The following is a 12,814-nucleotide window of genomic DNA, read 5'->3' as shown; positions in this document are numbered from 1 at the left end:
TGATCAACTGCTTCACTAGCGGTGACACGGTGTGAAAGTGGACCGACGCTGGGCCTGAGAATGTGATTATCGAGGACTATCATTGAGGTGCACTATGACTAACAAACTTTACGCCCCGATCCATCCGGGCGAGATTTTAATGGACTCATTGTGCTGTTCGGCCGAATGAGGTACTCGTGGGGAGCACTTGGCTTAAGTTTACGAGACTTTGGTTGACGTATCCGCGTCTCGTAAACGCCAAGGTCACGTTATTGAGCAAGCAGTTGAGCAAAAGGTACGACGCCGTCGGGGTCGTATTCGTCTGCTATCCGTTCTGCCTGGCGTTCTTGGCGTGATACGCGCGCCATATTCGGCAAAAGTTCATCAATAACCGATTCGATACGCGCAGCAAGTCGCCTATTCGAATCAGTCGATCCCCAGTCAGCGGTTGCGGCAAAGATGGATGTGGGCGTAACGCTTGCTTTGAGATAAGAAAGAATCGGGCGCAAGGTCGTATCCACGGCAAGACTATGACGCGCGGTGCCACCCGTTGCGCCGATAGCTACAGGCGTTCCGGCAAGTGCGGCGTCGTCAATCAACTGCCAGAACAGGGTGTGGAGCGCTACGGGAGCAGCCTTGTAAATCGGCGTTACGGTAATCACTGCGTCAGCTTCTTTGACGGCGGCGAAAGCGGCTTCAACATCGGGATATGGAGCTGGTGCGAGCGTCATTTTAGTCAGTGAAGCGGCAATTTCGCGAACATTGATTCGCGTTACCTGCACATCCTTACCGGCTGCAGTAAAACGCTCAGTAGCGCTCTTGATCATGCGTTCGGCAAGGCGGGTAGTGGCTGATTCTTCGCTAAGTCCCGTCCATACGGCAACGATTTTCATTGGCGTCCTCCAGGTATTGGGTCGTTTCCAGCGCGGTGGCGCTCGAGGAGCCACTCGTGGTTCGGTGCGTCGGGCACATCGGGCGACTTGCGCGCAGCGTATTCGCGACGAAGAACGGGAACCACTTCTTCAGCCAAAATATCGATCTGCTCCAAAACCGTTTTGAGCGGCAGACCTGCGTGATCGATGAGGAATAATTGCCGCTGATAGTCACCAGCCCAGTCGTGGAACGACAGGTATCGTTCAATAATTTGATCTGGAGATCCAACGGTTAGCGGCGTTTGCTCCATGAACTCTTCCAATGATGGTCCGTGGCCGTAGACCGGCGCGATGTCGAAGTATGGACGGAATTCATTGATGGCATCTTGAGAATTTTTGCGAATGAACACCTGACCGCCAAGGCCAACGAATGCTTGGTGTGCTTTGCCGTGCCCGTATTTTTCGTACCGCTGGCGGTAGAGATTAACCAATCTCTTGGTGTGCGAAGTTGGCCAGAAGATGTTGTTGTGGAAGAAGCCGTCCCCATAGTATGCCGCTTGCTCCGCAATTTCGGGGGATCGAATTGAACCGTGCCATACGAACGGGGCGACGTCGTCGAGCGGACGCGGCGTTGCTGTAAAACCTTGGAGTGGAGTGCGGAATTTTCCTTCCCAATCCACGTTCTCTTCACGCCATAAACGGTGAAGGAGGTTGTAGTTTTCGATGGCGAGGTTTATGCCGTTTCGGATGTCTTTGCCAAACCACGGGTAGACGGGGCCAGTGTTGCCGCGACCCATCATCAGATCGATACGACCGCCGGCTAGGTGCTGAAGATAGGAGTAATCTTCAGCAATGCGCACAGGATCTGTGGTGGTGATCAGAGTGGTTGACGTTGAGAGTTTAATCTTTGATGTTTGTGCTGCTAGATATGCCAAAAGGACTGGAGGATTTGCCGGCGCAGCAAAGGGTGGATTGTGATGCTGGCCAGTAGCAAAAACATCAAGACCCGCTGCTTCGGCATGCTTGGCAATAGCTACCGTGTTCTTGATGCGTTCATGCTCGCTAGGCGTCGTTCCGTTGACGGGATCAGTAGTAACATCGCCGACTGTAAAAATACCAAAATCCATAACTTCTCCTAAAGTAGTTGAATATTAAACTATTTTACCATAAGGTGAGGCGGTGCCAATAGTGAGATCGCCCATGGTAAGCGTGCGATAGTAAGCGTGCTGGTGATAGTAAGCGTGCGATCGCTGTGGATATGGCGCTTCGCTTCGGGCGTTATTTTGGTGTTGAACGGCAATTCTGGCTCAACTTACAGAGTTGCAATGCTCTTGAGCTGGCGCAGGGGCGCATTGCAGATCAGCTGGCTGCAATTGAGCCTCTAACCAACACCCCTAAGAGATTCCACGGCGTATTTTGAAATCTTGGGAAGCAAGAAAATCGCGTCGGAATTTTCTATCCCTGTTGTACTGTTTAACCATAGGGATAATCACTATAGAAGCAATTGCACCTAAGCCGATGATCAGCCCGATAGTGTCCCAAACGTCTTCGTCGTCTTCATTATCTTGGTTGGAAGTGCTAGCCGCGTTCCCGTCATTGGAAGTGCTACCTGCGTCCGTGTCGTTGGAGGCTCTCCCTTCGTTGTGACTGCCGGACTCAGAACTATGGGATTTCTTTGGAGCGAATTGCGTGGCCAAGTCTTCGAGAAAAGGTGGAATAGGAAGCTCAAACTTAAAAGCAGAAGCGCTCGTAGCTTGAGTATGTGGATCGCCAAATCCCTCATCTGCATAGGTCATAGCTATGAACGGACTGATGACAGCAAGCAGTGTCAAAAACGACATTGCCAATGGCCGCAGTAGTCTGCGGAATCGATGGTGGAATATGTTCAATATGTACTTGCTGCTTGCACTATGAGGTTGCGGAGTGAAGAATACTCTACGCCCATTTACAGGATCAATGGCAGCAACATAGACGATCTCATTAAACAAATTTTTCTTAATCTCAAGCAGCAATGGCTCGGCCTCTCGTTCTTTATTGCGGATATAGCGCATGCGAGATCCGGACACTGTTGACTTAAATTCCGTTGAATCGGTGCTGTTCAAGAACTCGTCAGTTAAAGCGAAAGTTCCAGATGTAACCCGATTGACGAGGTGATTTCGGTTCCCAACCACATATATATTGAGCTTTGAATCGGCTCGTTTCATGCCTCGTCTAAAGCGATCTACCACGGTGAAATTCTTGACGCTCGGATTGAGCAGGCGATCGACGCCGTCGCTGAACGTATCCCCTTGACCAACGCGTGTCGTCTTGTCGGATTTCTTTTCCCGAAACGGCCAATTCGAGTACTTGCGCTGGAATTCGTGATCATAGCCGTGCTCAACCCGAATCGCCCCTATCGGAGGTAGCTTCAGAGACCAAATTTCCACAGTAATCTCCTTGCGTCGAAGATGTTACATACTAGGTCTCCAAAGATTGTTGCTAGGAGCACTTCAAACATATATATCCAAGATGGATCGCTATAAAAATATGAACAGGTCACCTTAAAACGACTGCGGGATAGAGCAAGAATTGTAGTGATGTACCTGCGAGCATCGCATTGACGAAACTTAACATGAAGCTCAGTACAGGGATGAGAATCATAAGGGTGCGCACATAGTTTTCTGGCGCGCAGAAAAGTCTGACGGCTACCGGCAAGAGACAAAGCACCACAGGCGCGAGACCATAGGAGAAATACATCAAACTAGCTGGAGGGTCATCGTGGATTGAAACATCGCCCACAATGAATCGCTCGCGTCGTCGCGAGGAAAATGAATTCATGTAGAGAATTTAGACGATCCCCGATTCGAGAGCAAATTTGGTTCAAGCTAGGTGTAAGTTATGCGCAAGCGAAGTACAAATTAGTTTCAAATTTGTTGCAAATTAAGAACAAATTCGCACCTTCCGCACGCGTCTGCGTAGACTCGACAACAAAAGTTTCCCTAATAGGCAGGAGAAGGAGACCGATGCTCTACCTCAAAGTGCTTAACACCGCGGACGCCCGCCAGCAGTATGAGTTCCTCACTGCCTGCCCGAGTTCTCATGGATTTGAGAATCCTTACGCGGATTATTCCTACGAGGAGTTTGTCCGCGAGGCGATTCCTAGCAGGATTGATGCGTCCGAGGGGCAGAATCTTCCGCAAGGTTACGTACCAGATACCTACTTTTTCCTGTGGGACGACGATCGCGTCGTCGGCGTATTTAAGGTGAGGCACTTTCTCACCGATTTTCTTCGCGACGGCGGTGGGCACATCGGTTATGCAATCCATCCAGATTTTCGCGGGCGCGGATATGCTACGGAAGGTCTCAAGCTTGCGGTGCAAGAATTGGTGCAGTTGCCTGATTTCGACGACGATGAAATCTATTTCGCCTGCTATAAGTCGAATCCAGCCTCACTTAAAGTGCAGCTAAATGTGGGCGCATATATCCACCACGAGACTGACGACCACTACTACACTCGGCTAAAAGTAGATCAGCTAAAGCATTTAAGTGTCGTTCCATAATCATCTGTATTGATGAAAGATGCCTTATACTGGTTAACCACTCCAGTATAAAGGTGAAGATTTCAAACATACAGATGTGCGCCGGATTTCTCCGACGCACATCCACCAATTAAGAACGATTACTTCCCACCAAACAATCGGCTAAAGAAACCCTTCTCCTTATCGCCTTCAGATTCAGAACGCTCCGGCGTACCAGCTGGAACAAACCTGTGAAGAATTATTTCTCCCGGATCGATCGGTGTCATTGTGGCACTTACGTCGTCTTCAGCGGCGCCTTCACCTTCGGTTCCAAACATCCACAACACGGCAGATTCCGCCAATTCAAGCGGATGATACCCGTACTCTGGATCGTCGTCGTAATTGTGGTCACCACGCGCAAACGGTTCCTCAAAGGGAAGCAGATCGCCCTCGAGTGCTGCGACTTTATCCTCAGCTGTAGCAGAATCGTCCAGATCTACTACGCGACCACGGTGATTCGGTGGCGTCCGATACGAGCAAGCATCCATCATGCTGTGAGTAAATAAGAACCACGTATTATCGGCGGGCTCATCAACGAGGTAGCCTAAAGTTTCTTCGCCGGTAAAGACGACGGTGTCTCCCCAGGTTCCTACCCAGAGGCTTTCGTCCGTGGGGTTGAAAGCCTCGTCAAGATCGCCGGTTCGGTCAAAGCGCCATTCACCTTCGAAATACTTTGTGATCTGCTCCGATGCGGCTTCAACGCCGCCCTCTGGCTTGGTAGTGATGTTCTCGCGCGGGATAGTCGGCGAGTATGAAAGCATTGTGCATTTAAATCCCATGAGCAAATCATACTAGATAATCTGTAGCTAGGGGCGGTTTGATTGAGAACCAGTAAAGTTGCCGCCGTTAAACGCCCTCATTCTGAATACGCTCAGCCCACAGCGGCAACTGCCCATGCAGACTCGAATTGAGCGTGTCCATTCCAAGTTCCCATTCTTCAGTAATTCGACCAAATGCCGCTAAACCTTTAACTGGCTTCAAATCACTGTCCAAAACAGAAGCATCAGCACTAATTCTTACCCCCTTGCGATCTTCATTCCATACGAGCAGGTAATCTTCGATTTCGGCAAGCTCTGGGAAAGCGCCAGGCCAGTAACCTCCCGGTGCAAGTACGCCATCAACCACCACGTCAACCGCTTCGGGGAGCTCGAGTGCATCAACGCCCTTATCCAGCCACGATGTATCGATCACTCCGGCATCGATGAGCGTTAATATTTTGCGTGCATTGATTGGCGGCGGACCAAATCCATAAATATCCACTAGCGAGTTCCACGTACGGAAAGTTTCCCACTCGTCATTTGGCCATTCTTTCCCTGGTAGTACGTCTAAAATCGCATCTGCAAGTAATAGGAAGACGCCGGCGAACACGGCTTTCGCACCGAGCTTTCGTTTGCCGTCGTACGCCGCAATCGAGTCTGCAAGTGTGCCACGCGAATTACCTTCGCTCGGTGCCGAGCCTGCCACAACGCCGTCGAAAATCGCCTCCGGATAAGGGTAATCAAGCTTTTTAAGCACATCCAGCGTCAAGCCTCGAATGAGATCCAAGATTTCAGAGAGCGACTCAGACTCTCGAATTTTCTTGTTCGTAGCATTGAGCGTGCGCTTGCCAATGAGATCCGCTACCACGTCAATGTTTGGCTTGATGTCCAGGAAGATTCCTTCTAGCCCGAGCGGTAAAATCTTCTTCACCTGTTTTTTGCTTGAAACGTACTGGCTTCCGTCCTCAGAGAACTTTCCGCCACGCCCTTCGGTTAGTGCAAGGGCGATGTCGATAAACGTCAGTCCCGCACCACGCACCGCTACCACGGCATCGGCGTCGATGTCATCCAAAATGCTAAGTGGGTAGGCGAAAGGAATATAAGCCCTTGTTTTACCACCGAAATCCTCGAGCGAAACGGGTTTCGGAGGATTCAACGAATGCCCAACAGTGAGCAAGAGTTCATCAACGGTAAAAGTTTGCTTTCCCGTGGTAACGCGCCAAGAACCGGGCATGCCCGATACTTTCGACGCCCAGCCGTGTTCAACCAGTTCAATATTCTTGGGCAGAGCCTTCTTCACGTACTCATAGCAATAGACCAGATACTCGCCAATGACCTTACGAGGAGGGAAATCGTTGACGTACTGCGGATAGTTTTTCTTTGCCCACGTGTCAAAGTCTGGTGCGGTGTCAAGTGAAGCGACGCTATCTTCGAGCTTTTTATGAAATTCAGCTGGATCATTGGAGGGATTAGCGTCTGAAACAGGAACTTGATTGGCACGATACGGCCCGAACTGATCAACGATCGCCGTTCGCGCATTAAACCGCGAGTATTCGGGTTGTGTTACGTCAAAGGGCGTGCCTTGACCAGCTACGTTGACACCGTTGCCGTTGAAAATCCCGAACAAATGAACGGTGACGGGTTGCGTCACTTTTGCAGCTAAAGCCGAAAGTGCAGCAGTACCGCGCGGACCTGCACCAACGATTGCGATTGAAAGCATCTGATTCCTCTAACGTAAATAGTTTTGCCAGACACCTATAAGTCTAGTTGGAAGTGCTCACTCTGTGCTGGGCTTATGGCCCTATTCGTCAGATTCCTTGTGTCCATAGCAGCCGCTTTCGTTTTCCAGCACTTGTGTTTGCGACTTCTGCATCGCTAATAGTCTAAACGGAATGATTTAGACTATTTAGGTGATTTCCAGAATTTCGCTGCGTCATCTAGGTACAGGGGTCTGTGGGTGCTTCCTCAGCCGAGCGGGCTTTGAAGTGCTCCGGGTTTTGTTCCTCGGCATTCTCCACCATATCGGCCCAGGTTCGATTATGAATGAGCTCATTTTTGTACGATCCAATTACATTTTCTGCGAACGCATTGTTCAAGAATCGCTAACAGATCCAGTTGACGCTGCAATCCTTAATCAGCAAGTTTCTCGTTGTAGACGATGCTGACGTACTACGAACCGTGATCCGAGTGGTGAATCAAATCCGTAATTTCCTTCGTGAACCTTGTTGATGCGTTCTAATAACACGGTGTCAGGCAGCCGGCGGGCACTCATGCCCCGGGTTTTAGACTGGCGATAGCCACGTGTAGTGACGAATCCACTCTCACGTAAACTACTTAAACCTCCGCGCAAGCTTTTTTGCAGAATATGCAATCGCTCCACGAAGTCCGTTTTTGGGCTGATTCAAGCGTGCGATCTCGGTGCTCAGTATCGTTGCGAACGCCGTCCACGCTGCGTAGGGAGTGAGTAGTGCTGCATTTTCCTTGCGAGTCATTCGCGCCCGCCGTACCAAGTCGGCACTCGAGATTGCCAATAAGCCGGCACCTACCGCGCTCGTTTTGGTTGTATTTGCACGGAATTCCAGCCAGGGCCACAACGCGTTGAGACCTAGATTTACCGCCAATGCCGCACCATAATCTCTTGCTGCACTACCGGAGCCATCCTCGTTACCTTCTTTCTTGGCGTCCGCTTCAGCTAACTCTGCGATAGTCATAGTTGAACCAGCAGCAATTAGGGCATACAGCGCCGTCCACACCACGGGAAATACTATATTGGGTGGCTGCCACGAAGGCTTGCGCAAAGCGCGATAACTAGCGCTCGACGGCTGCGATCCAATCGCTCCTACGACGCCGGTTGCCACAACACTTGCAACCACACGTCGCGCCACGCGCCCGAATAGTTTTGGATCGTAATCTTTGGAGTGCTTACGGATTGATTCAGCGAAATTCGTCAAACCATTTTTCGGATTCCCGAGTACCTTGGAAGCATCGCGTGCGCTACCCATGCCTTTTACGGCGTCGTCAATTAGGCTTCCCACAAGCGGTTTCGCAATTCCTGCACCAACTGGAGTCACTAATCCGACCCAATGGCTTGCTAGTTGAGGCGTGAGAAATGGAACTTTGCCGAACCAACGCGGACCGATGCCAGTAACCTTGGCGTATTCGTACATCATTTCGCGATAGCTAAAGATTTCGTCCATGCCCATATCGAGCGGTCCGGAATCATTGGCAGGAAGATCGGCTGCGCGTACAAGGAAGTGGATTGCGTCGTCGATATCGATGGGTTGGACGTGGTTAGCCACCCATTTTGGGGCAACCGCAATCGGTAGACGTTCGGTGAGATGGCGCAACATTTGATATGACGCCGAGCCAGTACCGAGCACGATTCCGGCTTGCATCGTTGTGGTGGGGATACCGCTGGATTCCAGAATGTTACCGACTTCGGCGCGCGAGCCCATATGGTTCGCCATATCTGAGGTGTCGTCATGCAGGCCAGACATGTATATGATGCGATTGATCTTGGCCTTCTTGGATGCCTCGGCAAAGTTACGGGCAATATTTCGGTCGCGTTCAACGAAATCGCCGTCGCCATCCATCGAATGTAACAGATAGTAGGCAATATTAACGTCGGTCAGTGACGCATCGAGGTCCGATGTCTTAGTGGCATCGCCTTGCGTAACTTCCACGCGGTCAACCCAGGCTTTATCCAGCTTTTCGGGACTACGCACTAAGACTCGTACAGACCAGCCCGCATCTAAGAGTGCAGGAACGAGCTGGGAACCGATGAAACCAGTAGCTCCGGTGACAAGGGCAAGTTTGGGTGTGTTTACCATAGAAGATCTCCTAAGTTTAGGGCGTGCGGTAAAAGGAAAAGCATACCCATTGACCAAGTCAAATGGGCTGCAATAGGTCCGGCGATACCGCCAGTAACGCGGCGTTGAGCACCTGTGAGGATGCCGAGTATGAAAGCTGCAAAACTGAGCAGTAGTACTCCCGAAAGTATTGTTGAACCGGTATATAGGAGTGCTGAGCCAACGGTTGCCCAACGGCGAGGTAGAGCGGCGTAGACAGCGCCGCGAAAAAACAACTCTTCGCAGATGCCAGTGACTGCAGTGATAACAGCGGTTAGGGCTAGGCTGCCAATGATTGCGTGGGCGAGAAGTTCGTCCACAGGATGGCGCAGTGCTGAGACTTGACCCGCTACCATGGCGCCGAGTAGGAAAATAATGAGTAGAACTCCGCCCAAGATGATACCTTGGAGAATCGCCCGGCCGTTGGTGGCACCTTTGCGGGTATGTGAGCGTCCAAGATACAGGGGACCGGATATAAAGGAACCAATAGCCCAGATTGCTGCAACAGAGAGGGTGGCGAGATAGAAAATTGGGTTGCCAGGTTTGATAGCGAGCGCCCAACCGAGCGCTCCTGTTCCGAGCATCATGGTTATAATGACGACGATGCGGCGCTGGCGTAATTGGAGTGCGGTTGTAGCATGATCGGTAGCGACCGGATCGACGAGCGCAGCTCGAAAGAAAGCCTCTATCTCGCCAAATATCTGCATAACCCTAAGTGTTCCGCATCCGTTTCAGTGAGTCAATGGTTTCTCTCACTAGCGTAAAGTGAGAGGGTGACTGGAAAGTAACGCTGGTCCTAAGAACGTGATCATCGAGGACTATCGCTGAGGTGTACTATGACCGACAAACTATATGCTCCGATCCTGAGCGGGTACAGGACTGCCTTGTTGATTAAGTAGCTGGAATCAAGCTTCTGCAGGTTTCCTAAGATTCGTGTAGTCGGTTCAATCTCGGCAACCGGCATAGCTTTAACTAGGGCGTGGTCTGGGGAATTAGCTTCTCGGCATCTAGCCACGCCTGCCCGCACCTCTGACCATCATCTCTAAGCGATTGCGTTGCTAGGCTCTGGAACGCACTGAATTAGCAACAAGAGAATTTAGATGATCCCCCGATTCGAGAGCAAATTTGGTGCAAATTAGGTAAAAATTACGTGCAAATTCGTACCTTCCACGCGCGCCTGCGTAAACTCGATAACAGAAGTTCTGCTAATCGGCGAGGAGGCCCATGCTCACTCTCAAACCCCTTAATGCTGCGGACGCCCGCCAGCAGTACGAATTCCTCGTCGCGTGCCCGAGCGCCGACGGCTTTGAGAATTCTTATGAGGAATATTCGTACGAGGATTTTGTGCAGAAAGCCATTCCTAGCAGGCTCGACGCCTCCAAGGGAAGAAATCTTCCGCAAGGTTACGTGCCCGACACCTATTTTTTCTTGTGGGACGACGACCGCGTCGCCGGCCTGTTTAAGGTGCGGCACTTTCTCACCGATTTTCTTCGCGACGGCGGGTCTCAAGCTCGCTGTGCAAGAGCTAGTGAAAATGCCGGATTTCAATGACGATGAAATCTATTTCTCCTGCTACAAGTCGAATCCTTCCTCGCTAAAAGTGCAGCTCAACGTGGGTGCTTATATCCATCACGAAACGGAAGATCATTACTATACGCGACTCAAAGTTGATCGCGTCGCTAAGTAAGGAGCGTCATATGCCTAACCATCGTCTCGCCTATTACGAATCAGGCAATCAAGTTAACGGCACGATTATTGCATTTCACGGGGTTACGGATAATGCCGCTTCGCTTGTAGACATCGCCACTCGTTTCGGTTCTCGCTGGCGCGTCGTGCTCATTGACTCTCTTGGGCACGGCATATCGCCTCGTTTCACAAAAGATGAGCTTTCTAATCCTTTTGCGGCCGCCGTGGCAGCTGCTGAGGCCACGGTTTCCCATATCCTTGAAAGTTCTTTGCATCACAAAGTGGTTGCGCTTGGGCACTCGATGGGCGGCGCGATCACCACGCAACTGGCCGTTCGTCATCCGCAGTGGTTCCACGGCGTCGTCCTTGAAGATCCGGCGTTACTGACGCCTGAACAGCAGCAACGCTATTTAGAAAACGCGCCACACCTCGTTGAGCAAACGCAATACGTAAGCGAGAACCCAACTAAAGCGATTGCTGAGCTCAGAGCCGAATATCCGCGCTGGACGCAACCAGAATGTACCGCGTGGGCGCAGGCAAAAGCGCAGGTAGATCGCTCCTTTGTGGAAACGGGAGTTGTGGGTTTGTCTGATATTGCTGCGCTTGATCGCCTTGTTGTGCCCGCCCTCGTCGTCTCGGGCGACGGCGATGACATCCTCCTCGATGCCGCCCGCACGGATTCCTTGACGAATCCGCACCTGAAAATGGTGCGTATTGCGCAGGCGAGCCACACGGTGCGCCGCGACCAACCACAGACGTTCTTTGCGGCGGTTGAGGATTTTCTCGATGGGCTAGTCTCGGCTGAATCGCAGGTACCGACGCCGTATATTCGCCCAGACATGGCCGACGTGGTGGCTAATACGCCTGCTCAAGATATGCGTGATGTGCTAAAACTGCGCGCCCGCGCTGACACAATGTTCAGTTCCTCAATTGCCTGGCCGGAAGGCATAAATCTGTCTGAAACGGACGTTGTAGGGCGAAAGGTTCGTATCGTTAGCAATAGTGACGAACCGCGCGTCGTCATTTTGTCTTTGCATGGCGGCGGCTATGTTTCAGGGCGTCCGCAGTTCGACGACGAGCGTCACGTCGATTTGTTGCGTTTAGTTTCCGACCTGGAATGGCCCGACGCCGCAGGTCACGTTGCGAAAGTGCTCATAGCTTCGCCCGATTACCGGCTCGCCCCGGAGCATCCGTATCCTGCTAATGCGCAAGACGCCGCGGCGACCCTGGTTTACCTGGCACAAAAGTACCCAGATGCGCAGCTCATTGTTTATGGTGATTCGGCAGGCGCTGGTACCGGTTTGCAGATGTTCACACAAGATATTCCGGTGGATGTGCGCACTCGCGTGAAGTGTTTTGTGGCGATGGAGCCGTGTCTTGAACCGTATATGAATTCGCTTTCGTGGGTGACGTATCGAAACGGGCCAGTGTGGGATCGCCAAGCGAGCGAGGGAGCATGGGCGCACTTTTTGAGCGTTCGCAGTGCACAAAGCGCCGATGTGCCAATGGTAGACTCGCAAGTCGCGGAGCGCAGCGTTTATCGGTTGCCTGAGGCTTGTGAGGTGCCGCCGATGTGCGTCGTCGTCAATTCTGCTGATCCGTTGCGCGACGAAGGCATCAACCTTGCCACCCGTTTAACAGACGCGGGTGTGGAGACCGAGCTGTGGATGTGCGCCGGCAGTGTACACGGTGGCCTGTCGATTCCTGGAAGCGTGATCTGGGAGCAAAATCAGCACAATATCGCTCGTTTTATTCAACACCGGATCTTGGCACAATGAAAATAAGGTGTAGAGCTGAGTAGGCCGTGCTGGGGACTGTTTTCTGCTGAAATTGTTGATCGGGTTCATTCGGGTGCCAATTTTCCATCTTTTTGCTGGTTTTGCTGGGCAGACACTTCGCCGTAAACTGGATAAGTATAAAATTTAATGAGTGTGAAGGTTTGATATGACTAACGTTGCGGTGCCTACTTCTGCCGGAGCGCCGAGGATCAATTGGTTGTCGGGGCTCAAGGGGATTGCATGCGTTGTGATCTTCGTTCACCATTTCTTGCTCGCATTTTATCTCGGATCTTATGAAGGAACGCACGGCGTAACTCGCTGGCAGGATTGGTAAGC

13 protein-coding genes are annotated in these 12,814 nt (G+C 51.5%); 5 read left to right on the top strand and 8 right to left on the bottom strand.

Going from position 1 to position 12,814, the window contains the following annotated elements:
• Nucleotides 1-248: 248 nt before the first annotated feature.
• From EZJ44_RS00655 to EZJ44_RS00640, 4 genes are all read right to left on the bottom strand, one after another.
• Nucleotides 249-872, bottom strand: coding sequence for a CE1759 family FMN reductase (locus EZJ44_RS00655; RefSeq protein WP_131279112.1), 624 nt, complete (start codon nucleotides 870-872; stop codon nucleotides 249-251).
• The gene (locus EZJ44_RS00650) at nucleotides 869-1,978 is read right to left on the bottom strand and encodes a CE1758 family FMN-dependent luciferase-like monooxygenase (protein WP_131279110.1); all 1,110 of its coding nucleotides are present in this window, start codon (nucleotides 1,976-1,978) and stop codon (nucleotides 869-871) included. Before EZJ44_RS00650 ends, EZJ44_RS00655 begins: the two co-directional genes overlap by 4 nt.
• Nucleotides 1,979-2,245: 267 nt before the next feature.
• Nucleotides 2,246-3,277, bottom strand: coding sequence for a hypothetical protein (locus EZJ44_RS00645; RefSeq protein WP_131279108.1), 1,032 nt, complete (start codon nucleotides 3,275-3,277; stop codon nucleotides 2,246-2,248).
• A gap of 109 nt (nucleotides 3,278-3,386) precedes the next feature.
• Nucleotides 3,387-3,668, bottom strand: coding sequence for a hypothetical protein (locus tag EZJ44_RS00640; protein WP_131279106.1), 282 nt, complete (start codon nucleotides 3,666-3,668; stop codon nucleotides 3,387-3,389).
• 185 nt (nucleotides 3,669-3,853) lie between these two features.
• On the opposite strand from EZJ44_RS00640, the gene EZJ44_RS00635 reads away from it, so the two are divergent.
• On the top strand, nucleotides 3,854-4,390 hold the full coding sequence (locus EZJ44_RS00635) for a GNAT family N-acetyltransferase (protein ID WP_131279104.1): 537 nt from the start codon (nucleotides 3,854-3,856) through the stop codon (nucleotides 4,388-4,390).
• Nucleotides 4,391-4,509: 119 nt separating this feature from the next.
• Here the strand turns inward: EZJ44_RS00635 and EZJ44_RS00630 are convergent, their stop codons facing one another.
• From EZJ44_RS00630 to EZJ44_RS00615, 4 genes are all read right to left on the bottom strand, one after another.
• Nucleotides 4,510-5,187: a DUF6928 family protein gene (locus EZJ44_RS00630; RefSeq protein WP_131279102.1), complete on the bottom strand. Its 678-nt coding sequence runs from the start codon at nucleotides 5,185-5,187 to the stop codon at nucleotides 4,510-4,512.
• A gap of 67 nt (nucleotides 5,188-5,254) precedes the next feature.
• Complete coding sequence (locus EZJ44_RS00625; protein WP_131279100.1) at nucleotides 5,255-6,886, bottom strand: FAD/NAD(P)-binding protein; 1,632 nt, start codon at nucleotides 6,884-6,886, stop codon at nucleotides 5,255-5,257.
• 610 nt (nucleotides 6,887-7,496) lie between these two features.
• Nucleotides 7,497-8,996 (bottom strand): tryptophan-rich sensory protein, encoded by a 1,500-nt coding sequence (locus tag EZJ44_RS00620; RefSeq protein ID WP_131279098.1) that lies wholly within the window; start codon nucleotides 8,994-8,996, stop codon nucleotides 7,497-7,499.
• Entirely contained in the window at nucleotides 8,990-9,721 is a 732-nt protein-coding gene (locus EZJ44_RS00615) for a CPBP family intramembrane glutamic endopeptidase (protein ID WP_131279096.1), read from the bottom strand. Before EZJ44_RS00615 ends, EZJ44_RS00620 begins: the two co-directional genes overlap by 7 nt.
• Before the next feature lie 517 nt (nucleotides 9,722-10,238).
• Here EZJ44_RS00615 and EZJ44_RS00610 point away from each other — a divergent pair.
• The 4 genes from EZJ44_RS00610 (at nucleotide 10,239) to EZJ44_RS08660 (ending at nucleotide 12,812) form a co-directional block, all read left to right on the top strand.
• A complete protein-coding gene (locus EZJ44_RS00610; RefSeq protein ID WP_206661823.1) occupies nucleotides 10,239-10,565 on the top strand; it encodes a GNAT family N-acetyltransferase in 327 nt (108 codons plus the stop codon).
• Complete coding sequence (locus EZJ44_RS08810; protein ID WP_206661822.1) at nucleotides 10,549-10,701, top strand: hypothetical protein; 153 nt, start codon at nucleotides 10,549-10,551, stop codon at nucleotides 10,699-10,701. Before EZJ44_RS00610 ends, EZJ44_RS08810 begins: the two co-directional genes overlap by 17 nt.
• A gap of 10 nt (nucleotides 10,702-10,711) precedes the next feature.
• Nucleotides 10,712-12,478, top strand: a complete 1,767-nt coding sequence (locus tag EZJ44_RS00605; RefSeq protein ID WP_131279094.1) for an alpha/beta hydrolase — start codon at nucleotides 10,712-10,714, stop codon at nucleotides 12,476-12,478.
• A 166-nt stretch (nucleotides 12,479-12,644) separates the two neighbouring features.
• Nucleotides 12,645-12,812: a hypothetical protein gene (locus EZJ44_RS08660; protein ID WP_165496054.1), complete on the top strand. Its 168-nt coding sequence runs from the start codon at nucleotides 12,645-12,647 to the stop codon at nucleotides 12,810-12,812.
• Nucleotides 12,813-12,814: the final 2 nt, after the last annotated feature.

The sequence above is a fragment of the Arcanobacterium bovis genome (assembly GCF_004331995.1).
In the GTDB taxonomy this organism is placed as follows: domain Bacteria; phylum Actinomycetota; class Actinomycetes; order Actinomycetales; family Actinomycetaceae; genus Arcanobacterium_A; species Arcanobacterium_A bovis.
This window is presented reverse-complemented; position numbering and strand designations above follow the sequence as displayed.

Bases quoted from the DNA above. Each gene is read 5' to 3' on its own strand.
- EZJ44_RS08660 (WP_165496054.1), top strand. From the start codon at position 12,645: ATGACTAACGTTGCGGTGCCTACTTCTGCCGGAGCGCCGAGGATCAAT.
- EZJ44_RS00620 (WP_131279098.1), bottom strand. From the start codon at position 8,996: ATGGTAAACACACCCAAACTTGCCCTTGTCACCGGAGCTACTGGTTTC.
- EZJ44_RS00625 (WP_131279100.1), bottom strand. From the start codon at position 6,886: ATGCTTTCAATCGCAATCGTTGGTGCAGGTCCGCGCGGTACTGCTGCA.
- EZJ44_RS00640 (WP_131279106.1), bottom strand. From the start codon at position 3,668: ATGAATTCATTTTCCTCGCGACGACGCGAGCGATTCATTGTGGGCGAT.
- EZJ44_RS00655 (WP_131279112.1), bottom strand. From the start codon at position 872: ATGAAAATCGTTGCCGTATGGACGGGACTTAGCGAAGAATCAGCCACT.
- EZJ44_RS00605 (WP_131279094.1), top strand. From the start codon at position 10,712: ATGCCTAACCATCGTCTCGCCTATTACGAATCAGGCAATCAAGTTAAC.
- EZJ44_RS00650 (WP_131279110.1), bottom strand. From the start codon at position 1,978: ATGGATTTTGGTATTTTTACAGTCGGCGATGTTACTACTGATCCCGTC.
- EZJ44_RS08810 (WP_206661822.1), top strand. From the start codon at position 10,549: ATGCCGGATTTCAATGACGATGAAATCTATTTCTCCTGCTACAAGTCG.
- EZJ44_RS00615 (WP_131279096.1), bottom strand. From the start codon at position 9,721: ATGCAGATATTTGGCGAGATAGAGGCTTTCTTTCGAGCTGCGCTCGTC.
- EZJ44_RS00635 (WP_131279104.1), top strand. From the start codon at position 3,854: ATGCTCTACCTCAAAGTGCTTAACACCGCGGACGCCCGCCAGCAGTAT.
- EZJ44_RS00610 (WP_206661823.1), top strand. From the start codon at position 10,239: ATGCTCACTCTCAAACCCCTTAATGCTGCGGACGCCCGCCAGCAGTAC.
- EZJ44_RS00630 (WP_131279102.1), bottom strand. From the start codon at position 5,187: ATGGGATTTAAATGCACAATGCTTTCATACTCGCCGACTATCCCGCGC.